The 22,276-nt window shown below is 44.6% G+C and carries 17 protein-coding genes; 6 read left to right on the plus strand and 11 right to left on the minus strand.

Annotation, left to right across the window (positions count from 1 at the left end; translation table 11 throughout):
• Positions 1 to 6,171 (plus strand): Calx-beta domain-containing protein (locus R7P36_RS00005; protein WP_318121942.1); only part of this gene is annotated, 6,171 nt, incomplete at its 5' end.
• A gap of 53 nt (positions 6,172 to 6,224) precedes the next feature.
• On the opposite strand, the gene R7P36_RS00010 is transcribed toward R7P36_RS00005, so the two are convergent.
• Together R7P36_RS00010 and R7P36_RS00015 are read right to left on the minus strand one after the other, a co-directional pair.
• Entirely contained in the window at positions 6,225 to 7,418 is a 1,194-nt protein-coding gene (locus R7P36_RS00010) for a class I SAM-dependent methyltransferase (RefSeq protein ID WP_042523010.1), read from the minus strand.
• A 160-nt stretch (positions 7,419 to 7,578) separates the two neighbouring features.
• Positions 7,579 to 8,982 carry a methyl-accepting chemotaxis protein gene (locus R7P36_RS00015; protein WP_025766604.1) on the minus strand — a complete coding sequence of 468 codons (1,404 nt, stop codon included), beginning with the start codon at positions 8,980 to 8,982 and terminating at the stop codon, positions 7,579 to 7,581.
• A 90-nt stretch (positions 8,983 to 9,072) separates the two neighbouring features.
• Here R7P36_RS00015 and yccX point away from each other — a divergent pair, with 90 nt between their 5' ends.
• Complete coding sequence (gene yccX / locus R7P36_RS00020; protein ID WP_017634611.1) at positions 9,073 to 9,345, plus strand: acylphosphatase; 273 nt, start codon at positions 9,073 to 9,075, stop codon at positions 9,343 to 9,345.
• A 2-nt stretch (positions 9,346 to 9,347) separates the two neighbouring features.
• On the opposite strand, the gene R7P36_RS00025 is transcribed toward yccX, so the two are convergent.
• Positions 9,348 to 9,677 carry a TusE/DsrC/DsvC family sulfur relay protein gene (locus R7P36_RS00025; RefSeq protein WP_005377396.1) on the minus strand — a complete coding sequence of 110 codons (330 nt, stop codon included), beginning with the start codon at positions 9,675 to 9,677 and terminating at the stop codon, positions 9,348 to 9,350.
• Between the two features lie 408 nt (positions 9,678 to 10,085).
• Here R7P36_RS00025 and R7P36_RS00030 point away from each other — a divergent pair, with 408 nt between their 5' ends.
• Positions 10,086 to 10,460, plus strand: a complete 375-nt coding sequence (locus R7P36_RS00030) for a chromosome partitioning protein ParB (protein WP_005377398.1) — start codon at positions 10,086 to 10,088, stop codon at positions 10,458 to 10,460.
• 76 nt (positions 10,461 to 10,536) lie between these two features.
• Here R7P36_RS00030 and R7P36_RS00035 read toward each other — a convergent pair whose 3' ends face one another.
• The 5 genes from R7P36_RS00035 to R7P36_RS00055 form a co-directional block, all read right to left on the minus strand.
• A complete protein-coding gene (locus R7P36_RS00035) occupies positions 10,537 to 11,199 on the minus strand; it encodes a Bax inhibitor-1/YccA family protein (protein ID WP_025766607.1) in 663 nt (220 codons plus the stop codon).
• A 249-nt stretch (positions 11,200 to 11,448) separates the two neighbouring features.
• Positions 11,449 to 12,198 (minus strand): amino acid ABC transporter ATP-binding protein, encoded by a 750-nt coding sequence (locus R7P36_RS00040; protein ID WP_005377400.1) that lies wholly within the window; start codon positions 12,196 to 12,198, stop codon positions 11,449 to 11,451.
• A 23-nt stretch (positions 12,199 to 12,221) separates the two neighbouring features.
• A complete protein-coding gene (locus R7P36_RS00045; RefSeq protein ID WP_005389988.1) occupies positions 12,222 to 13,319 on the minus strand; it encodes an amino acid ABC transporter permease in 1,098 nt (365 codons plus the stop codon).
• Between the two features lies 1 nt (position 13,320).
• Complete coding sequence (locus R7P36_RS00050) at positions 13,321 to 14,526, minus strand: amino acid ABC transporter permease (RefSeq protein ID WP_005377402.1); 1,206 nt, start codon at positions 14,524 to 14,526, stop codon at positions 13,321 to 13,323.
• A gap of 218 nt (positions 14,527 to 14,744) precedes the next feature.
• A complete protein-coding gene (locus R7P36_RS00055; RefSeq protein ID WP_005377403.1) occupies positions 14,745 to 15,773 on the minus strand; it encodes an amino acid ABC transporter substrate-binding protein in 1,029 nt (342 codons plus the stop codon).
• A gap of 460 nt (positions 15,774 to 16,233) precedes the next feature.
• On the opposite strand from R7P36_RS00055, the gene R7P36_RS00060 reads away from it, so the two are divergent.
• The gene (locus tag R7P36_RS00060) at positions 16,234 to 17,154 is read left to right on the plus strand and encodes a bifunctional precorrin-2 dehydrogenase/sirohydrochlorin ferrochelatase (protein ID WP_005390199.1); all 921 of its coding nucleotides are present in this window, start codon (positions 16,234 to 16,236) and stop codon (positions 17,152 to 17,154) included.
• A 102-nt stretch (positions 17,155 to 17,256) separates the two neighbouring features.
• On the opposite strand, the gene R7P36_RS00065 is transcribed toward R7P36_RS00060, so the two are convergent.
• Both R7P36_RS00065 and R7P36_RS00070 read right to left on the minus strand, forming a co-directional pair.
• Entirely contained in the window at positions 17,257 to 17,739 is a 483-nt protein-coding gene (locus tag R7P36_RS00065; protein ID WP_213899372.1) for a YajQ family cyclic di-GMP-binding protein, read from the minus strand.
• Positions 17,740 to 17,760: 21 nt separating this feature from the next.
• A complete protein-coding gene (locus R7P36_RS00070; protein ID WP_005390197.1) occupies positions 17,761 to 18,819 on the minus strand; it encodes a 3-deoxy-7-phosphoheptulonate synthase in 1,059 nt (352 codons plus the stop codon).
• A gap of 372 nt (positions 18,820 to 19,191) precedes the next feature.
• Between R7P36_RS00070 and R7P36_RS00075 the strand changes: the two genes are divergently transcribed.
• On the plus strand, positions 19,192 to 19,689 hold the full coding sequence (locus R7P36_RS00075; RefSeq protein ID WP_005377418.1) for a DUF4442 domain-containing protein: 498 nt from the start codon (positions 19,192 to 19,194) through the stop codon (positions 19,687 to 19,689).
• 33 nt (positions 19,690 to 19,722) lie between these two features.
• On the opposite strand, the gene R7P36_RS00080 is transcribed toward R7P36_RS00075, so the two are convergent.
• The gene (locus R7P36_RS00080) at positions 19,723 to 21,075 is read right to left on the minus strand and encodes a hypothetical protein (RefSeq protein ID WP_005377421.1); all 1,353 of its coding nucleotides are present in this window, start codon (positions 21,073 to 21,075) and stop codon (positions 19,723 to 19,725) included.
• A 192-nt stretch (positions 21,076 to 21,267) separates the two neighbouring features.
• On the opposite strand from R7P36_RS00080, the gene R7P36_RS00085 reads away from it, so the two are divergent.
• Complete coding sequence (locus R7P36_RS00085; RefSeq protein WP_017633794.1) at positions 21,268 to 22,101, plus strand: S1 RNA-binding domain-containing protein; 834 nt, start codon at positions 21,268 to 21,270, stop codon at positions 22,099 to 22,101.
• Positions 22,102 to 22,276: the final 175 nt, after the last annotated feature.

Raw genomic sequence — 22,276 nt, forward strand, 5'->3', positions numbered from 1 at the left:
GGTCTTAATCTCGGCGATACCGAAGTTGGAGATTTGGGCACCCTAGAATACAACACGGGAAGCGGTTGGGTTGCAGTACCAAACGATGGCGTAGTAACGGTGCCAGCGGGGCAAACTGAGTTTGATGTGCGTATCGCTTCCATTGATGATGCGGTGTACGAAGGCCCAGAAGATTTCAGTGTGACAGTAACCGGCATTGGCGCAGTACAAGGCAGCGATACGGGGACGGCGACGATCGTGGACGATGGCACTGGGCCAGGCCCCGATCCGGATGATGACCGCCCGAATGTGACTATTTCAGATGCTGGCACCATCAATGAGGGTGAGACAGCTAACTTCAAAGTGACGTTGTCGAATGCCTCCGAGTCCACTGTTCAAGTCGAGCTAGGCCTGAACTTGGGCGATACCGAAGCCGGTGACTTAGGTACCTTGGAATACAACACAGGCTCCGGTTGGGTTGCAGTGCCAAACGATGGCGTAGTAACGGTGCCAGCGGGGCAAACCGAGTTTGATGTGCGTATCGCTTCCATTGATGACGCCGTTTATGAAGGTCCTGAAGATTTCAGTGTGACAGTGACTGGCATTGGTGCAGTGCAAGGCAGCGATACGGGGACGGCGACGATCGTGGACGACGGCAGTGGTCCGGGCCCTGATCCGGATGATGACCGTCCAAGCGTGACTATTTCAGACGCTGGTACGATTAATGAGGGTGAGACAGCGAACTTCAAAGTGACGCTGTCGAATGCCTCCGAGTCCACTGTTCAAGTCGAGCTAGGCCTGAACTTGGGCGATACCGAAGCCGGTGACTTAGGTACCTTTGAATACAACACAGGCTCCGGTTGGGTTGCAGTGCCAAACGATGGCGTAGTAACGGTGCCAGCAGGGCAAACTGAGTTTGATGTGCGTATTGCTTCCATTGATGACGCGGTGTACGAAGGCCCAGAAGATTTCAGCGTGACGGTGACTGGCATTGGGGCGGTGCAAGGTAGCGATACCGGTACGGCAACGATAGTGGATGACGGCACGGGTCCAGGACCTGATCCGGATGATGACCGTCCAAGCGTGACTATTTCAGATGCTGGCACCATTAATGAGGGTGATACAGCGAACTTCAAAGTGACGCTATCGAACGCCTCTGAAGCGGAAACGCAAGTAGAGTTGGGTCTTAATCTCGGCGATACCGAAGTCGGTGACTTAGGCACCTTAGAATACAACACAGGCTCCGGTTGGGTTGCAGTGCCAAACGATGGCGTGGTAACGGTGCCAGCGGGGCAAACCGAATTTGATGTGCGTATTGCTTCCATTGATGACGCGGTGTACGAAGGCCCAGAAGATTTCAGCGTGACGGTGACTGGCATTGGGGCGGTGCAAGGTAGCGATACCGGTACGGCAACGATAGTGGATGACGGCACGGGTCCAGGACCTGATCCGGATGATGACCGTCCAAGCGTGACTATTTCAGATGCTGGCACCATTAATGAGGGTGATACAGCGAACTTCAAAGTGACGCTATCGAACGCCTCTGAAGCGGAAACGCAAGTAGAGTTGGGTCTTAATCTCGGCGATACCGAAGTCGGTGACTTAGGCACCTTAGAATACAACACCGGAAGCGGTTGGGTGACCGTACCAAACGATGGCGTAGTAACGGTGCCAGCGGGGCAAACCGAGTTTGATGTGCGCATTGCTTCCATTGATGACGCGGTGTACGAAGGCCCTGAAGATTTCAGTGTGACGGTGACTGGCATTGGCGCAGTGCAAGGCAGCGATACGGGGACGGCAACGATAGTGGATGACGGTACGGGTCCAGGACCTGATCCGGATGATGACCGTCCAAGCGTGACTATTACCGATGCTGGCACCATCAATGAGGGGGATACAGCCAATTTCAAAGTGACGCTGTCGAACGCCTCCGAGTCCAATGTTCAGGTCGAGCTAGGCCTGAACTTAGGTGACACCGAAACCGGTGACTTAGGTACCTTAGAATACAACACAGGCTCCGGTTGGGTTGCAGTGCCAAACGATGGCGTAGTAACGGTGCCAGCTGGGCAAACTGAGTTTGATGTGCGCATCGCTTCTATTGATGATGCTGTTTATGAAGGTCCAGAAGATTTCAGTGTCACGGTGACTGGCATTGGCGCAGTGCAAGGCAGCGATACAGGTACGGCGACGATTGTGGATGACGGCAGTGGTCCAGGTCCTGATCCGGATGATGACCGCCCGAATGTGACTATTTCAGACGCTGGCACCATCAATGAGGGTGAGACAGCGAACTTCAAAGTGACGCTATCGAACGCCTCTGAAGCGGAAACGCAAGTAGAGTTGGGTCTTAATCTCGGCGATACCGAAGTCGGTGACTTAGGCACCTTAGAATACAACACAGGCTCCGGTTGGGTTGCAGTGCCAAACGATGGCGTGGTGACGGTGCCAGCAGGGCAAACTGAGTTTGATGTGCGCATCGCTTCCATTGATGACGCTGTTTATGAAGGCCCTGAAGATTTCAGCGTGACGGTGACTGGCATTGGGGCGGTGCAAGGCAGCGATACGGGTACGGCGACGATCGTGGACGACGGCACGGGTCCGGGCCCTGATCCGGATGATGACCGTCCAAGCGTGACTATTTCAGATGCTGGCACCATTAATGAGGGTGAGACTGCGAACTTCAAAGTGACGCTATCGAATGCCTCCGAGTCTACAGTACAAGTCGAGCTAGGCCTCAACTTGGGTGACACCGAAGTTGGAGACTTAGGTACCTTAGAATACAACACCGGAAGTGGTTGGGTGACAGTGACAAACGATGGCATTGTGACCGTTCCTGCTGGGCAAACTGAGTTTGATGTGCGTATCGCTTCCATTGATGACGCCGTTTATGAAGGCCCTGAAGATTTCAGTGTGACGGTGACCGGCATTGGGGCGGTGCAAGGCAGCGATACCGGTACGGCAACGATTATTGATAATGATGCTCCTCCTTCTATTTCAAATGTTGTGAATGCAGTTGTTTCGGAAGAAGGTTTAGCTAATGGTATCCCTGATAATACAGGATCACCTTCAGACACTACTAACTCCGCAAGTTTCTCAGGAACATTCACAGTTGCCGATCCAGACACGGCGAATGTTTCAGTGGTATTGGCAGGCCCTAACAACCTAACATCAGGAGGGGAGCCTATATCGTGGACGTGGGACAACAGTACTCAAACGCTGACTGCGAAAACTGCTCACCTGAGCGTTGTTGCTACTGTTGTGCTGAGCGAGCCTTCAGCTTCAGGTCAAGGCTCTTGGGACTATACTATTACTCTGTTTGAGCCACTTGATCATCCTGTTAATGATGTGGAAGACATCATCAACTTTGATTTACAGATTTCTGTAAGTGATGGACAAACAACAACATCTCAAAGCTTAAATGTGGCCGTTGAAGATGATTGCCCATACGTGCCTGTGGTTGTTCAACCCGTCGACGTGTCGCTTACTGGTGCACCTAACGTTCTGACAGGGCGCATAGATTTTGCAGGAAGTGAGGCAGATGCAACCAGTCGAACATTTGGGGACGTTGTTGTGACTGCAAACGGTTTTGTGTCTGACGAATCTGTGATGCTGGGAACAGCTGAAATCAATCAATCATCAGAAGGGATTGGCGTTAAAAGTTCTGGTAACAATGGCTTCCAATTAGAAAACGAAGTCGATTATCGATTCGCGGGTAATGAGGGTGTATCAGAGCAGTTAATCATAGACTTAGGCAATAAAGTTGCTTACGGAGCAGAAATAGAATTTGAGAAAATGTTTGGTGGTGAACTTGAGAAAGGAATCGCATCTTTTTATAGAGATGGTGTATTAATTGCTCAGCAATCGTTCAGCTCTGACGCAAGCAGTGGTGATTACGCGGCAAATTTCAATGTTCAACAGGGAGGCTTTGATAAAATCATCCTCGAGGCAACCAGTAATGGCAATGGCCCGGATACTGAAGACAACAGTGACTTTACCGTTAAATCAATAACCTTTACAGGTGCGTACTCTGGCGTGCCAATTGCTAGTGCGGATGGGAACCTCGGTGCTGTATATGGAGCTGATGGCCCTGGTTCTATAGTCTTAAATGGAGGTGAGGCTGGTTTAGAGACTCTAGATGGTAAAGACGTGTTGATATACGTCGATCCACAAAACTCTAATAGGCTGATTGCAGAGGCTGATGGAGAGCTTGCATTCGAAGTTCAACTTACACCTAGCACTGGAAAGTGGGAGTTCTTCCAATACTTGCCCCTGACCTCACCTTATGGCGATGGGGATATCGATTTTAACTACACGATTACTGATAATGATGGTGACAGTAAAACGGGGTACTTTTCTGTCAACCCTTACGCCCCACCAATTGTAGAAGGTGTAACACTAAACGTTTCTGAGGAAGGCTTAAGCAACGCCATTGCTGATGACTCTGCTCTAAACGGCTTTGATGACACAACTGACTCGAGTACTGATGTAGAACAATTGACGCTGGGTCAAACCGTTGATTCTGTTACGCTCAGTGAACCATCTACAGCTCTTACTAGTAACGGGATCTCTGTAACGTGGACGTTATCAAATAACGACCAAATGCTTATCGGTTCAGCGAACGGTGAAGAGGTTATCAAAATATCAGTCAATGATACTGGAGTGGTATCTACGGAGCTTCTTGGTCCGATTGATCACTCCAACCCATCTGGAGAAGACACCTTAAATATTGAGGTGCCTGTGCTTGTCTCGAATGCTCGTGGTCTCACTAACTCAACAACGGTCAACGTTATTGTGGAAGATGACTCACCAGATTCTGCATCTATTATTCACGATGTAGTTGCAGAAACTAAAGAAAGTGCCAACGTTCAGCTCATAATGGATGTCTCGGGTTCTATGCGAACGGATAATCGCTTGCAGATAATGAAAGATTCGGCAACTCAGTTATTGAATCAATATGAGTCTATCGGTCAAACGCGAGTTCAAATTATTACTTATAGCAGTACAGCATCCACTTACGCTATAGGTGCTGCGACGTGGCTGACGGTCGAGGAGGCCAAAGCGTATATTGAGACGCTAACTGCGGGTGGCGCGACTAACTATAACAACGCGCTAAATGAAGCAAAACAGTCATGGGATGATGTAGGTAAGTTAACCAGTGCGTCGAATGTTAGTTACTTCTTGTCAGATGGTCAGCCAAACCCTGCGTCATCATTTATAAACGACGCTCGCGAGCAGAGTTGGATTGATCACCTAACCGATCCTGATAATCAGATAACAGCCCTAGCGTATGGTATGGGCGTTAATCTTATGCCGGAGCAATTAGATCGCGTAGCATATGATGGCTTTTTGAATCAAGACCTTGATGGTGTTGTGGTTCCTGACGTAACTCAATTACCTCCGGTTATGTTGCAGTCAGTGATTCAACCTGTTGGGGGGAACTTGATGTATACCACTTCTCCAGATACAGGTATTGGGGCAGATGGTGGTTATATTAGCGAAATAGAACATGACGGTGTCACTTATTCGTTTGATGGTACAGACCTAATAGTAACTGACAATAACGATGGTATTTCGCATGCATTTGACGACACAACGATGCAGCTTACTATCTATATCGACAGCAAACATACTCTGGAAATCGACTTAAACGATGGTGCGTATGCATTTTATGGTGCGGTGGGTGATACAGTTGAAACGTTAGACTTCGATTATGTATTGACGGATAACGATGGTGATCAAAGTGAGAACACCCTGCAATTCGTTATTGATGAAAACGGAGGAGTAAATGCTTCAAGTAATGGCTCTGCAAATATTATTGAAGCTGAAGTGGACGTAAGTCATGACATCTTGATCGGTAATGATAACGAGGCAGATGTCTTTAAATGGGTCAACGACTCCTTGGATACAGGAACAGATCTAATTAGAGGTTTTGAGAGAGATTTGGACACCTTAGATCTGAGTGAAGTCGTTGAAGATGCAGGGCACAATACGATAGAAGAACTTCTCAATAGTATTGACTTGAACATTGATGGCGATGACTTATCTCTAGAAATAACCCATAACGATGGAAACTCAATTCAAACTATCGTAATAGAAAACGGGGCGACAGAGTTTAGTGATTTAATCGTGGGAAATGCGGACTTTGAGAGAGATGTGTTATCCGCACTAACTAAGGTTAACTTAGAGCCATAATGAAAAAGGGCCAGTAGGCCCTTTTCTTCTGCTTTGTCTTACTTATTCGTAGCCTAAAGCACTTTACATGCAAAACCTTTTAAGTAGAAACCTTCTGGATATGCTGTATCGGTTGGGTGGTCAGCGGCTTGTTCAAAGCGCTCCACAAACTTTACTTGGCGGTTAGCGTCTACGGCTGCATCAGCGATGATTTTCTGGAACAGAACTTGATCCATCAAGCCAGAGCACGAGTAGGTCAGTAGCGTGCCGCCCGGTTTTAGAATTTGCATTGCAAGCATGTTGATGTCTTTGTAACCACGACATGCGCCGTTTAGTTGTGCTTTGCTCTCTGCGAACTTCGGTGGGTCCATAATAACCACATCGAACTGAGTTCCTTGATCACGATACTCACGAAGTAGCTTAAACACGTCTGCATTTAGGAACACGGCACGCTTCTTCGAAATATCAAACTCGTTTAGTTCTGCGTTGAATTTTGCGGTATCTAAAGCAGGTTGCGACACGTCAGCGTTAATCACACGCTTTGCATCACCTTTTAGAGCGTAAAGTCCGAAGCCACCTGTGTAAGAGAAGCAGTTAAGAACTTCTTTGCCTTTCATATATTTCATCGCTTGCTGGCGACTATCACGTTGATCTAGGTAGAAACCTGTTTTGTGTCCGCCAACGATATCTACACTAATCTTTACGCCATTTTCTTCGATGACGACTGATTTAGGTGGCTCTTCGCCGTGCAAGACGCCCGTGATCTCTTTTAAACCTTCTTTTTTACGAACGGCCACGTCAGAGCGCTCGTACACATTACAATCAGGGAAGCACTCAACCAGAGCGTCAACAATAGCCTGCTTATTGTGTTCTGCGCCAGCACTGAGAAGTTGGCACACAAAGAAATTTTGGTAACGGTCGATCGTAACGCCAGGTAAGCCGTCAGACTCTGCTGCGATAAGGCGATAACCCGTAAGGCCATCACGTTTGATAATGTCTTCACGAAGAAGTTGTGCGTCTTTAAGTCGTTTAACGAAAAACGCGGTGTCGATTTCTTCTTTATCAAAACTCCAAATACGAGCACGAATTTGTGAAGCTGGCGAATATGCCGCCTTAGCTAGCCATTTACCGTCGTGAGTGAATACATCAACCGTTTCGCCAAGAGCAGGTTCGCCCTCAACTTTGTTGATGCCTCGAGAGAAGATCCAAGGGTGCTTGCGCTTGACCGATTTCTCACGACCTTTAACCAAATAGATAGCAGCTGTCATTTCATTAGCTCTTGTTGAATTTTGAAAGGGGCGTATTGTCCGGGATGTAAATGGTAAAAGCAATATCCCTCGGCAATCCAGTACATTGTAGTGACTTTTAAATACAAAAAAGGTCACTAAAGTGACCCTTTTATTGAATTTGCTGTAATAGATTCCGTTGCTATGCTTTAAGTCCAGTAAGTAGTGCTTCCATTGTGTCGCTTTGCTTACGCAGTTGATCTACGTTTTGTGAAGTCGTGCTTATCATATTGCACACGTTATCTGCTTGAACTCGAATTTCTTCAACGCTTGAGGCGATATTGTCCGCGACTACACCTTGCTCTTCAGCTGCTGTTGCAATTTGAATGCTACTGTCGGAGATAGTTTGATTTTTATCTGCCAAAGAGCCGATTTCGTGATTCACTTCCGTCATGAGGTTTTGTCCCTCATTTGCGTTATTAACTGTCACTTCCATCAGCTTAGTAAGTGACTGACTGTTACGCTGTAACGATTCAATCATCGTTTGGATTTCAACTGTCGCTTGCTGAGTGCGTCCCGCAAGAGCGCGAACCTCATCCGCAACGACCGCAAATCCACGACCTTGTTCTCCAGCACGTGCAGCTTCAATAGCCGCGTTCAGAGCAAGTAGGTTGGTTTGCTCGGAGATCCCATTGATGGTTGTCACGACTTCATCAATTTGTGCTGCATTGGCATCTAACTCGGCAACGGCTTGAGACGCAGATTGAATCTCATTAGAAAGGTTCGAAATCGAGTGAAGCGTATTCTCAACTTTCACTTGTCCAGACTGAGCCACGTTTCGCGCATCATCGGTTTGCGTGCTTGAATCGTGAGCTAGTGTCGCGACTTCTCGAATCGTTGATGCCATCTGTTCAGTTGCACTCGCAAGAGAGTTGAGGTGTTCCTGCTGAGTCGCTGAAATATCTGAACTGTGATGAATCGATTGATTCAGGTCTGAGCTAATTTGTTGCATTAACGCCACAGACTCTTGAATCGACAGCACCATTTGTTGCTCTCGTTCTGCAACTTTGTCTATCGTAATAGCAATTTCACTAAACTCGTCGCGAACAGGGAAGAAGTTCATTCTCGCAGTTAAGTCGCCACCCGCAAGAGTGTTTAATGCTTTGTTCATCGTGAACATCGCGCCGCCAATAAACGTCATGATGTAGTAAACGCCAAGAGCGAGAATAAACAAGCTCACACAGATAATGCTTACTTGAGTCGTTGATAGGGCAGCCCATAAAGAAAGTTCATGGTTCGCAACCAAACTGTACGTACCATTTAAAACAGACACGGATTGCGAACCAGAGCCAATAGAAACGGTTTCTGAACCAGCGATGAGGCTTGCTACTTGAGATTGAGAAAGGTTGCCTGCCTCTATCAGACCTTTCATAAGCATGAGCTCTTCTTGGTACATACTTGAGATCAGTGTATTAGCCGCGCTATTAAGGACGAGAGTGAGAATGACTAAAGCAAGAAGAGGGAGAACGAAGAGCAAATAGAACTTTTCTTGAATCTTTAAGTGAATGAGATACTTATCAATCCAGCGGAATGGAATTTCTTTCATAATTATAATAACCGTGCAAAAACCCACTATCCTTAGTGGGGTGAATAGACGCAAAGAATATATCACTCAGTAAAAAGAAGCGGTACAAAGATGAACGTAAAGTGTGAGAGATTTATAGTAAAAGGTCACGTTCAAGGCGTCGGCTTTCGTTACCATACTTCCCATCAAGGATTGAAGCTAGGGTTAACAGGTTATGCGAAGAACCTAAACAATGGTGATGTTGAAGTGATGGCGTGTGGAACAGACGCGCAAATAGTTGCGTTTTCGGAATGGTTACAAGAAGGACCGCGAACGGCAACAGTAGAGCATGTGATGCAGGAGCCTGCGTCGTATAAGCCGTTACGCGGTTTTAAAATTTTATGAATCTACAAGCATTTAGCTGGCTTTGGTAGGCCGGCTAATTTGGTTGCTTGTTTGGCTGGTCCCTTTTTAAACAGCTTGAATAGATACTTACTGTTACCTTTTTCCGGGCCGTGCGCTTTTTCCATCGCTTTCACAAGCATACGCACTGCAGGGGAGGTATTAAACTCTTCATAAAAGTCTCGCACAAAATGCACAACTTCCAAATGAGCATCCGTAAGCTCGATGTCTTCTTCTTTTGCTAAAAGCTCAATCATACCTTCTTCCCATTGAGTATGATCCAATAAGTAGCCTTGAGCATCCGTTTCAATTTCTTTGCCGTTGTAAACGAACATAACGTTTTATCCGTTAAGTAAACATGGATGTTTATAGATTAGCGACAGCCGAGAATGTTCTCAACAAAAGAATCTCGAAGTCGTATCGAGCGAATCAAAAGCGTACAAAATGGTGAGTGCTTTTTGACAGAGCTAGGCACTTTGATATAAATGCTCTTTTATTCAAATAAATAGGAAACTATTCAGTTTGTTAGAAATTTTACGGGGTGAGTACCAACGAAATTGCATGGATACCCAGGCTTATTCGTTTTTGTTTTGGTTTTTTCTTGGCTACTTGTCTGATTATGGGATTTTATGGGTGAATGAATAGCTTAAACGTTGTGTTTGTTTTCATAGACCGATATTCTCATTGGATTAATGAAAGCCTGTATTCAGGTTAGAAACAACAATGATGACAAGGAGTTAGTCATGTCGAAACAACGTTACATTGAGATTAATGACAATGTAAAATCCACTTGGTCCATCGAGCGTATTTGGCAACTTGCAGAATCCTTACCTGTAGAAGAAATTTCGATTGATGATATCAAAGGCCCAAATGAAGTGACTTGGTTTAGTCATGAAGGGCCACAGCCAACCTGCCGTGAAATTGCAAAACATTGCCAACGAATCAACAATGCTGATTTGTCGTATCCGGTAATCTTAACCAGTGACTATCGTGTTTTTGACGGTATGCACCGAATCGCCAAGCAAATCATGTTAGGAGAGGAAACGATCAAAGTGAGACGCTTTAGAGAAAATCCAGAAGCTGACGAAGTTATCGAGTTGTCAGTAGAGCAGGCGTAATACACTGAATTGCACACAAAGAAAAAGCCCGAAGGAATTACCTTCGGGCTTTTTGATTCTACTTAACGAGAAACGATTAATCGTCGTTCATGATGCCTAGAATGCTTAGTAGGCTGATGAAGATGTTGTAGATTGATACATACAAAGTTACTGTCGCAGAGATATAGTTTGTTTCACCGCCACGAATAATGCTTTGTGTTGTCATCAGGATCGCCATAGTAGAGAAAATGATAAACAAGCTGCTCAACGCCAAGTGTAAAAGTGTTGATTGAATAAAGAAGCTTGCAATCATGCCCACAACCAGCACAACAAATAGTGATAGCATTAAGCCACCCATCATCGATAGGTCACGTTTCGTTGTTAGTGCGTATGCCGATGCTGCCATGAAAGATAGTGCCGTACCACCGAGTGCGGTTAATACGATATCGCCCATGCCGGCACCGATGTACATGTTTAGAATAGGGCCAACGGTGTAACCTAAGAAGCCAGTAAATAGGAACGTAAACACAAGGCCAAGACTGTTGTTACGGTTTTTTTCTGTTAAGAATAATAGGCCGTAGAAACCAACCAGCATTAGGATGATACCTGGATGTGGAAGGTTAAATGCCATTGCAACGCCAGCAACGACTGCCGACCATAAAAGTGTCATTGAAAGTAGAGCGTAAGTATTGCGCAATACTTTGTTCGTTTGTAGAGCACTTTCTTGAGTTGAAGTGCGGGTAAACATTGGACTGTTCATAATCTTCCTCGATAAGAGACTTTCTTTTAAGTACATTTATGGGATTGAAAGTTCAAAAAATCAAGCCCTAACCATACGTAACTTAGATAAAATAATAATAGAAATAAGATGTTATGTATTTGGCAACTTGTAACACAATATTACTGCCTAGCATAGCTATGTTGATTCTTACACAGATTTTTGAATTTAGTAACAAAAAGCACTGACTTCATAGAAACCAGTGCTTTTTTATGTCGATTCGGCTAAATCTTAGTGGTGTAAGATTTGCGCTAGGAAGTTTTGGGTCCTATCCGATTGAGGATTCTCAAAGAAGTCGACCGGGTTGTTTTCTTCGATGATCTCTCCTGCGTCCATGAATATCACGCGATCGGCAACCTCTTTAGCAAAGCCCATTTCATGTGTCACACAAAGCATAGTCATGCCTTCCTCGGCGAGTTCGACCATTACATCCAGTACTTCGCGAACCATTTCCGGGTCGAGTGCAGATGTTGGCTCATCAAAAAGCATGACTTTAGGGTTCATACACAAAGAGCGAGCAATCGCCACACGTTGTTGCTGGCCACCAGACAGCTGACCGGGATACTTCTCCGCTTGGTCTGGAATTTTTACACGTTCCAGATATTTCATCGCAACTGCTTCTGCCTCATCTTTTGGCATCTTCTTCACCCAGATAGGCGCGAGCGTACAGTTTTCCAGTACGGTTAAATGAGGGAAGAGATTAAAGTGTTGAAAGCACATGCCCACTTCTCGGCGTACTGCTTCAATGTTCTTTAAGTCTTCAGTTAATTCCGTACCAGAGACGTAAATGCTGCCTGCTTGGTGTTCTTCAAGGCGGTTAATACAGCGAATCATCGTTGATTTTCCCGACCCAGATGGGCCACAGATAACGATTTTCTCGCCGCGCTTAACGTCGAGGTTAATATTTTTTAGTACGTGAAACTCACCATACCATTTATTCATGTCCTTCAATTGGATCATGTAGTCTTGTTGTTGCGTCATAATACGTCCTTGATCTTGATGAGTTATCGTTTGTGACCGGTATGAAGTTTGTTTTCAAGCCATATCGAATAGCGCGACATGCCAAAACAAAATACCCAAAACACTAACGCGACAAATACATAACTTTCTGTAGCAAAACCTAACCATTCAGGGTCGGTGTTTGCTGCTTGCCCTATACCGAGTACGTCAAACATGCCAATGATGAGTACCAAACTGGTGTCTTTAAACAAACCGATGAAGGTGTTCACGATAGAAGGAATAGTAATCTTTAGCGCCTGTGGCAAGATAATCAGCCCAGTCTTTTTCCAGTAACTTAACCCAAGCGCATCAGCGGCTTCATATTGACCTTTCGGAATGGCTTGTAGACCACCGCGTACCACTTCTGCCATGTAAGCGGAGGCAAACATAACCACACCTATAAGGGCGCGAATCAGTTTATCTGTCTCTGAGCCTTCAGACATAAACAATGGAAGCATAACCGAAGCCATGAACAAAACCGTAATCAGAGGAACGCCACGCCAAACTTCAATGTAGACGGTACAAATGCTGCGAATGATCGGCATCTCTGAACGTCTACCAAGCGCAAGCACCACACCAATTGGCAATGAAACTACGATACCAACTAACGCAATAATGAGCGTAACGAGTAGTCCACCCCACTTGTGTGTATCGACCACTTCTAGTCCAAAGACACCACCGTATAAAAGTCCAGCGATGATGAATGGGTAGATGTTTACGAAGAAAAGCCAAATCCACATCCGTTTCGGTGTCTTCTCATACGCGAGTAAAACAGTAAATATGGCTAATGTGATATAGAACAGGCGAGGGCGCCATAGTTCGGACTCTGGATAAAAACCATACATGAACTGCTCCCAGCGCACGCTGATAAATACCCAGCAAGCACCATCTCGGCTACAGTCGTCACGCGTTGAGCCAATCCAGTCTGCGTTAATAAACGCCCAATCCACGATATACCATATTGCAGTTACGACAATATACGCAAGAATGACAGTAACAATGGAATTGATAGGGCCATTAAATAGATTTTTCCGCATCCAACCAACGAAGCCTACAGTATTGGCGGGTGGTGGGAGATCCGGTTGAAATTGATGAGTACTCATATTATCTCTCCACCAGCGCGACTTTACGGTTATACAAGTTCATTAATGCAGACGTAATCAGACTTAATGTCAAGTACACGCCCATCGTCATCGCAATGATCTCAATCGCTTGTCCCGTTTGGTTCAGGGTAGTACCAGCAAACACAGAGACAAGATCTGGGTAACCAATCGCCATCGCTAACGATGAGTTTTTGGTGAGGTTGAGATATTGACTGGTTAAAGGTGGAATAATAATTCGTAACGCTTGAGGAATGACAACAAGCTTTAAAGTTTTCGAGCGTGGTAAGCCTAGCGACATCGCTGCTTCGGTTTGACCATGGCTAACCGCATTAATACCAGAGCGCACAATCTCAGCAATGAAAGAAGCTGTATAAACACTCAATGCCAAAAGTAGCGCAGCCAATTCAGGAATAATGCTAATACCACCTCGGAAGTTAAACCCTTTTAGTTCAGGATAATTCAGTGAAATTGGCATACCAGCAAGGAAGTACACAACCAATGGAAGGCCAACAACTAAACCCAAAACTATTCTTCCCATTGGGGTTTGTTGCCCGGTGAGACGTTGCTTATTATTCGCCCATACATTAATTAATAAGCTTGCGATTACCCCGAAGATTAACGCGGCAATAACGTAGCTACTGCCGGGTTCCATAGTCGGTGCAGGGAAATATAAGCCACGAACGTTCAGGAAAATAGCTTCACCAAGACTTAAGCTTTGGCGTGGTGAGGGTAATGCTTGAAGAACAGCGAAATACCAGAAGAATATTTGCAGAAGAAGGGGGATATTTCGGAAAGTTTCGATATAAACTGCCGCTAAACGACTAACTAACCAGTTAGAAGAAAGGCGGGCAACCCCCATGGTAAAGCCAATCACAGTAGCCAGAATAATACCTAATACGGAGACTAACGCCGTATTAAGAAGGCCGATGATAAATGTTCTACCGTAAGAGTACGTTTCATCGTATTCAATTAATGTTAACCCAATACCAAACCCGGCTTCTTGATTCAGAAAACCGAAGCCCGTTGCAATACCACGAGCATCTAAGTTATTGAGAGCGTTGTTTACAATCGTGTAAAAGAAAAATACCAGTGCAGCAATGGCAATGATCTGGAAAATAGCAGAACGAAAGGCAGGATTATAAATCAGGCTCTTGCTTCCGCTTGGTTTGGACATCGTACTTGGCGATGCATCTTGTGTCGGTTTCATACAGCGATAACCTCAAACCTTAGTTATAGATATCGGCCTGTATAACGAAGTTTCGTCCTTGCTGGCTAAAGAATAACGCTCTCATGTCTGGTGACATACGAACCTTTAAAGCCGTTCCACCAAGCGAGCGCTTTTAGCCATCCAATGAGCGATCCTTACTCATACAGTGAGATATAATCAAGAAAAAGGGCGGCATGAACCGCCCTGATTAACTCTTTCTATCGGATTGGTGGCGCGTACATAAAGCCGCCTGCATTCCATAGCGCATTAACGCCACGAGAGATTTCTAACGGCGAACCAGTACCGACTGTACGTTCGAAGCTTTCACCATAGTTACCAACTTGTTTGATAACCTGGTAGCCCCAATCGTCGCGGATACCCAACCCTTTGCCTTTAGGGCCATCAACACCGAGGATACGCTTGATGTTTGGATCTGTTGACTTCAGCATTTCATCCGCATTCTTCGAACTAATACCGTATTCTTCAGCGTTAATCATCGCAGACAATGTCCACTTAGCGATGTTAAACCATTGATCATCGCCTTGACGAACGACTGGACCTAGTGGCTCTTTAGAGATGATTTCTGGAAGAACGGCCGCAGAGGACGGATCTTTCAAATTCAAACGCAGTGCATAAAGGCCAGATTGGTCAGTTGTTAATACGTCACAGCGTCCCGCATCAAAACCTTTCGAAGTTTGCGCAGCTGTGTCGAATACCACTGGTTTGTACGCCATGCCTTGGTTGCGGAAATAATCTGCAAGGTTTAGCTCGGTTGTTGTACCTGATTGAACACATACCGACGCACCATCAAGCTCTTTAGCACTTGAGATACCAAGTTCCTTCTTCACCATAAAACCTTGACCGTCGTAGTAGTTCACACCTACGAAGTTTAGGCCCAGTGCAGTGTCACGGTGGAGAGTCCAGGTCGTGTTACGGGAAAGCACATCAATCTCACCAGATTGAAGCGCAGTGAAACGTTCTTTTGCGGTTAGGGGTACATATTTAACTTTCGTTTTATCCCCAAGAACGGCTGCAGCCAGTGCTTGGCAATATTCTACGTCGATACCTTCCCATTCGCCTTTTGAGTTAGGGTTAGAGAAACCAGGTAGACCGGTACTTACGCCACAAGTAAGAAAGCCTTGTTTTGTGACTTTGTCCAGAGTAGTGTCTGCTGCTTGAGCTGATGTTGCCATCATCGCAGTAGAAGCCGCTACGACGGAAGCAAGAACTGTGAGTTTATTTGCCATTTGTATCCTTCCTGTATGATCCATGTTTAATCAGGAGTGACCTGAAATAACGTGTCCAATTCGTTAGAGTTATCGTCCTACGTGATTGATTTTCGAAGAAACGGCATTCGATAGATCAACCAGTTATAAGCGTAGGAAAGGATCTGTTAATTCTCAAATATATAATTTAAATGAAGTTTTGAGAGAACTTACAAAGTGCCTTGAGATTTAGAATGACGAAATGTTAATTGTTTGTAAATAGTGCAATTCATGGACAATTTGGTGCATCAGAACAATCAATAGAAGAGTGAACAATACAAAAGAATAAAAAGTTGTTATTAAAACTGTCATTAGCTGAGCAAGGTGAAGTTCAGTAAAAATTCAAACAAAAATTATTTGTGATGCCGAAACAGGGTGATGAGCTTGCCCCATTTTTGGTAGCATGGTCTACAACAGCTAATTAGAGTAATCATGGATTGAAATGCGATATTTTCCTCTGTTCTTAGATTTAATTAATAAACCCGTTCTCGTCGTGGGTGGCGGTGAGGTGGCAAGCCGAAAGGTGGAAGCGTTGCTAAAGGCTGGGGCGGATGTGACTATCGTTTCTCCGACGTTGGTTGATTTTCTGTCTAAGCTTGCTTCTGAGCATCAACTACGCTGGGTACAACGTTTCTATTCGAGTGACATTGTCACTAAAAGCTTTGTTCAAGTGTGGGCGACGACAGACAATCCTGAGCTAAATCACCAAGTGTACAAAGATGCCAAAGAGCTAGGCATCTTGGTTAACGTTGTGGATGATAAGCCTTATTGTGATTTCATCACGCCGTCTATGATTAATCGTGGCCGCATCCAAATCGCTATCTCTAGTGGTGGAGCTTCGCCAGTTTTAATTCGAAACATCCGTGAAAAACTTGAATCGATACTGCCACAAAACATGGGGTTGATGGCGGATTTTGCTAACTCAAAGCGAAACTCAATTAAAGAGGCGCTGCCTAGTGTCGATTTACGCCGCAAGTTTTGGGAGCAATTCTTCTCGAATCCCGAGGTGGAAAACGCGCGAGATAATCGTGAGTTAGAAGCAATTTACCAAGCGACCATGGCAACACCCTTAGATGAAAAGGGAAGTTGTACTTGGGTTCATGTTGGGAAAGATGTTGAGATGTTGCCAATAAAAGCCGTACGCTATATGCAACAAGCGGAGCTGGCTCTGTACTCAACTCGATGTGAAGCGAATGTGTTAGAACTAATACGAAGAGATGCAGAAAGAGAAGCTTTCTCGAGCGCTGCTGAGCTTTCGGATATGCTGGCCAAGGCTAAAGCTGAAAAGCTTCGAATTTGCGTGTTCATACCACAAGGAACGAGCGAATTCGTATTGCTGCAAGGGCAGGACTTAGTTATCTAGCAATGCCAAATGCTAAAAGTAGATACGTAGTTCGTTACACTAAAGCCAATAAAAAACGCCAGCGGATTATGCGCTGGCGTTTTTATTTACTTCTCAGATTGATTAATCACGGAAGTTGTTAAACTGGAATGGGATATCCATCTCTGCTTCACGAATCGCTGCCATTGTCGCTTGCAGGTCGTCGCGTTTCTTACCGGTAACACGTACTTTGTCGCCTTGAATAGAAGCTTGTACTTTTAACTTTGCGTCTTTGATAAGTTTCACTACTTTTTTCGCCGTTGGAGTATCAATACCTTGGCGGAAAAGCAGAGTTTGGTGCCAGTTTTTACCAGTAACGTCTGGGTCTTGTGCATCCATTGCGTTCGCGTCAATGTTACGCTTCGCTAAGTGGCCGCGTAAAATGTCGCGCATTTGCTTAAGTTGGAAGTCACCTTCCGCAGACATTTTTACGTTTTCTTCTACTAGCTCAAAGCTCGCATTTACGTTGCGGAAATCGAAACGAGTAGACAATTCACGGTTAGCATTATCAACGGCGTTACGTAGTTCAACCGTATCGATTTCAGAAACAATATCAAACGATGGCATGAAGATTCCTTGATTATTTTGTTATAGGGACTTTCGGGACTTAACAGCGCTTGCCAGCATATCTAGCATTGTAGCAGTGTCTTCCCAACCTAGGCATGGATCTGTAATAGACTGACCATACGTTAGGTTATTGATGTCAGTCATTGGCTGATTGCCTTCAAGAATAAAGCTTTCTGCCATGATACCCGCAATACGAGTGCTGCCTGACTTAATTTGGTTACAAATGTCTTGAGCTACGTCGATTTGTTTTCTGTGTTGCTTCTGACAGTTTGCATGGCTGAAATCCACAACCAAACGTTGTGGCAATCCAAACTCAGCTAAAGCATCACATGCTTGTTTGACTGATGCTTCATCAAAGTTAGGGCCTTTTTCTCCACCGCGCAGAATAATATGACCGTAAGGGTTGCCACTTGTGCGGTAAACCGTCATTCGACCGTTCTTATCTGGCGAGTAGAAGTAATGCGATGCTTTCGATGCGCGAATTGCATCAATTGCAATTTTTACGTTGCCATTTGTGCCATTTTTGAAACCAACTGGGCAAGATAGTGCCGACGCCATTTCACGGTGAATTTGTGATTCCGTTGTGCGAGCACCAATCGCGCCCCAAGTGATCAAATCCGCGATGTATTGGCCAGTGATCATATCAAGAAACTCAGTAGCAGTCGCAAGACCAAGCTTGTTGATATCCAGTAGTAGTTTACGAGCTTTATGAAGACCAGCTTCAAGTGCGTAAGAACCATCTAGGTTAGGGTCCGTAATCAAACCTTTCCAACCAACTACTGTACGAGGCTTTTCAAAGTAAGTACGCATCACGATAAACAGTTCGTCTTTGTACTTGTCTTGGATTTCACTCAGGCGAGTGGCGTAATCAATGGCAGCTTCAGTGTCGTGAACAGAACACGGACCTACAATCGCAAGAAGGCGATCGTCTTCACCCGATAAAATGTTTTCAATCTGACGACGAGATTGAGCGATACGGTCTGCAACGTCATCCGTAATAGGATGTACACTACCTAGCTCTGCTGGGGTAGGCATTGGACCCAAAGGCTGGGTTCTCAATTCATCTGTTTTTATAGGCATGTTATAGCTTTATTCTCTATTGCGAAGGGGTAAAGATAACGGAATTACAGGCAGGAATAAACCGTTTCACGGGAATCTTCGCCAGGAAATACCGAATTGTATACAAAGGTGTAGGTATTCATTTAAATGACTTATGTATAAATGACAAAACTTGATCATTAAATCAATATATATACATTTGAATTTATAACCATTTTATCTATCTCGCTGTAAGGTAATCTAAGTAACTGCGATAAACTTCATACCTCACGGGTGACGCCGTCACTTCATGAGGGTTAAATAACTCGTGAGATCGAGCTTTTGTTAACATTTCTTTGACATCTATTTCTTTCGTTGATTAACTGGTCTGACTAGATTGGTAAGGAGACCAAAATGTTATCAGCTCTACGTCGTGCGAATTTGTATCTAAATCTGTTTGGCTTTTCGAAAGTGCCGCTGATTTGGCTTTGCCACCCTAAAATCATTGCGATAGATAGCAAGCATGTTGAGGTTCGTATCCCATTGCGCAGAAGAACGAAGAACCACCTGAATAGCATGTATTTCGGCGCTTTAGCCGTTGGCGCTGATGTTGCTGGTGGTTTTCTTGCTATGAGTAAAGCGCAAGAAAAGGGAGAAGCGATCTCGCTAGCATTTAAAGGTGTGAAAGCCGAGTTTTTAAAGCGCCCGGAAGCCGATGTGCACTTTGTTTGTAACGATGGTCATGTCATTGATGAGATGCTCGAGCACACCTTGGCAACGGGTGAACGAGTAAATCGTGACGTAAAAATTGTCGCGCTGTGTCCTAACTTACATGGTGACGAGCCAATGGCTGAATTTTCGCTTACTCTTTCGATAAAAAAAGCAGCCCAACAAAGAAAAGAGGCTGCCTAGTGGTTTGTGGCTCGTTTGTTTAAAGGCGTTGGCTTAATTGAGTTCAATCTTCTCGATAGAGACGATTTTGGAGCGATTTAAGACCACTTTCCAGCGGTAATAAACAGGCTCATCGGTGTGGTTGTCCTCTTTGACAATCACATTGAGCAAATGACGTTTCTCTACTGACTCTTTGGTTACTTGACCTTCATTTAAACGGTAAACTCGGTTTGAGCTTTTATCCATCAAGCGGATGATAGGGCGCAAACTGATGTTCAATGTTTCTCTCGTTTGTTCGTAACCACTCAAGAAAAGAGAGGTCGCCATTTCGGTTTTCTCGTGATAATGAAGAATCTGCTCTTCACGTTGAACGACGCGTTTTTTACGTATTCTTTGAATCTTATCCGGCAAGCTACTTAAGGTACGATAATCGAGCCACTCCAATTTTTTGCCAACCACTTTTTTCGTCGTTGGATCAACGTACTTCTTACGCCATTTTGGTTTGCCTTTACGGATCCATCGCCACATGGCATCGCGTAAATCATCTTTAAAGATTTCTCGTAAAGCGTAAATAAAAGACATCGCGATAATGAATGAGGCAGAAATTTCCCCCAGATAATCGCGAGCGAGAATCACGGTCGAGGTCACGACAACCATCACTAAACCGGTTGCAATACCTTTGATAGCGCGCTTAATGTTGTTACCCATCGATATGGTTTCTTCACGAAGCACGATAGGGTGTTCAATCAATCGCCTTAGCAAGCGCATTTTGTTAGATAGGCGAGTAACGTCTTCAACGACTCTTGATGAGTTGTATTTGTTGAGTTTACGATGGGCTTGCTCTTTCTCACATAGCGTGATCAGACGCTTTTTGATCGTGCCATAGTCGCCTTCACGTGGTAGATGGGCCACCAGTGACAGGAACTTTTGCTCGGTATACCAAGACAGATAGTTATCGATGTTAACGTAGTAGCGTTTTAAGTTCTCTTCATAAGGAATAGAACGCCGCAAGCGCTTTAAGATCTCAAGCGTGAGCTCGATAACTTCGTCCACTTCATCTTCCGTTACGGAGTTGTTCTCATGCTTGTTTAAACTTGCTACCGCTTTGTCTAGCGCGATAACGTATTGGTAAGCGAACAAACTCAAACTTACTCGGTATTGCTGATTCGACAGGCGTCCACGTTTGGCAAGTCGACTGTGTACTAGCGGAAGAAGGATTTCAGTACTGTAATAAGATCGTTGCTGTGTGATTGAGGTGTAATAAAATTCGGATTCACTGATGATATCGGCGTTTAAACCAAGCTCACCAGGTATAAAAAAGTAAATATCTAGGTCGACACTTTTGCTCTTTGCGAGTGCATGACTGATTTTTAATGTTATTGAGTCTTGTTTATCGACGGTGACCAAAGAAAGCTCCTGACTTTGCTAAAGCATTCTTAACTTATGCGTTCCGTTGAGCAGGTAAGTATAAGAGTGCTAAAAGAGTGACTGGGGCATATAGCTGAACGACAACAGCATAACAGAGCACTATGCTTTTCTCTCTGATTTTCTTGTTAGTTTAGGTATAATTCCACGTAAATTTAAAAAGAGACAAAATCAATGATTAAAATTGGTCAAATTAACAGCTTAGAAGTCATTAAAAAGGCTGATTTTGGCGTATTTCTGGATGGCGATGATTACGGTTCTGTTCTACTACCTAGTAAGTATGTACCAGAGGGTACTGAAATTGGTGAGCATGTAGACGTATTTCTGTACTTCGATTCAGAAAGCCAACTTGCTGCGACCATTGAAAGACCAATTGCCCAAGTGGGTGAATGGGGTTTAATGAAGATTGAGGGTGTGAATGCGACAGGTGCTTTTGTAAATTGGGGCATCAAAGAAAAGGACTTACTGATTCCTTTTAGTGAGCAACGCACTCGCTTCTCTGCCGGACAAACCATTTTAGTGTATGTTTATACCGACAAAGCGTCAGGTCGCATTGTTGGTACGACTAAGTTCAATAAATGGTTAGATAAAACTCCAGCGAATTATGAAGTTAACGAACAAGTTGATTTGATCATCGCAGAGCGTAGTCAACTTGGTTATAAAGCTATCGTTAACGGTAAGCATTGGGGCATGATTTTCCCATCGGATGTTTTTGGTAAGCTTTACATCGGTAAAAAGCTGAAAGGCTTTATTAAGCACATTCGTGAAGATGGTAAAATCGACCTTGCTCTACAAAAAGTAGGTGTGGCGAAAATGGACGATCTTTCTAGTAAGATCCTTGACCTGCTAGAGAAGAAAGGCGGATTTTTGCCTTTGAATGACAAGTCGTCTCCTGAAGCGATTTTTGATGCTTTCCGCACAAGTAAAGGGACTTATAAAAAGACCATCGGTGGCTTATACAAGCAGGGTAAAATTGTCATTGAGAAAGACGGTATTCGTCTAGCGTAGTCCAAACTCCCGTATAGCGGATCTACAGCCAAAAAAACGGCCCAAACTTTTCCTTTTTTTGGGCCTAGGGGAAACGGCTCCGCAGAGCCTGCGCTAAACTTGTCCAACAATAATTTTGTTGGTGAACATAGAGAGAAATGCCACATCAAAGCATTACTTTGATACAACTAGTTTA

The organism is Vibrio sp. 397, from assembly GCF_033339395.1.
Classification (GTDB): domain Bacteria; phylum Pseudomonadota; class Gammaproteobacteria; order Enterobacterales; family Vibrionaceae; genus Vibrio; species Vibrio alginolyticus.

What these genes read in the sequence shown, in the direction of transcription:
- R7P36_RS00010 (WP_042523010.1), bottom strand. Translation starts at nt 7,418, where the DNA reads ATGACAGCTGCTATCTATTTGGTTAAAGGTCGTGAGAAATCGGTCAAG.
- R7P36_RS00050 (WP_005377402.1), bottom strand. Translation starts at nt 14,526, where the DNA reads ATGAAACCGACACAAGATGCATCGCCAAGTACGATGTCCAAACCAAGC.
- R7P36_RS00085 (WP_017633794.1), top strand. Translation starts at nt 21,268, where the DNA reads ATGATTAAAATTGGTCAAATTAACAGCTTAGAAGTCATTAAAAAGGCT.
- R7P36_RS00030 (WP_005377398.1), top strand. Translation starts at nt 10,086, where the DNA reads ATGTCGAAACAACGTTACATTGAGATTAATGACAATGTAAAATCCACT.
- R7P36_RS00055 (WP_005377403.1), bottom strand. Translation starts at nt 15,773, where the DNA reads ATGGCAAATAAACTCACAGTTCTTGCTTCCGTCGTAGCGGCTTCTACT.
- R7P36_RS00035 (WP_025766607.1), bottom strand. Translation starts at nt 11,199, where the DNA reads ATGAACAGTCCAATGTTTACCCGCACTTCAACTCAAGAAAGTGCTCTA.
- R7P36_RS00040 (WP_005377400.1), bottom strand. Translation starts at nt 12,198, where the DNA reads ATGACGCAACAACAAGACTACATGATCCAATTGAAGGACATGAATAAA.
- R7P36_RS00070 (WP_005390197.1), bottom strand. Translation starts at nt 18,819, where the DNA reads ATGCCTATAAAAACAGATGAATTGAGAACCCAGCCTTTGGGTCCAATG.
- R7P36_RS00065 (WP_213899372.1), bottom strand. Translation starts at nt 17,739, where the DNA reads ATGCCATCGTTTGATATTGTTTCTGAAATCGATACGGTTGAACTACGT.
- R7P36_RS00075 (WP_005377418.1), top strand. Translation starts at nt 19,192, where the DNA reads ATGTTATCAGCTCTACGTCGTGCGAATTTGTATCTAAATCTGTTTGGC.
- R7P36_RS00060 (WP_005390199.1), top strand. Translation starts at nt 16,234, where the DNA reads ATGCGATATTTTCCTCTGTTCTTAGATTTAATTAATAAACCCGTTCTC.
- R7P36_RS00025 (WP_005377396.1), bottom strand. Translation starts at nt 9,677, where the DNA reads ATGTTCGTTTACAACGGCAAAGAAATTGAAACGGATGCTCAAGGCTAC.
- yccX (WP_017634611.1), top strand. Translation starts at nt 9,073, where the DNA reads ATGAACGTAAAGTGTGAGAGATTTATAGTAAAAGGTCACGTTCAAGGC.
- R7P36_RS00045 (WP_005389988.1), bottom strand. Translation starts at nt 13,319, where the DNA reads ATGAGTACTCATCAATTTCAACCGGATCTCCCACCACCCGCCAATACT.
- R7P36_RS00015 (WP_025766604.1), bottom strand. Translation starts at nt 8,982, where the DNA reads ATGAAAGAAATTCCATTCCGCTGGATTGATAAGTATCTCATTCACTTA.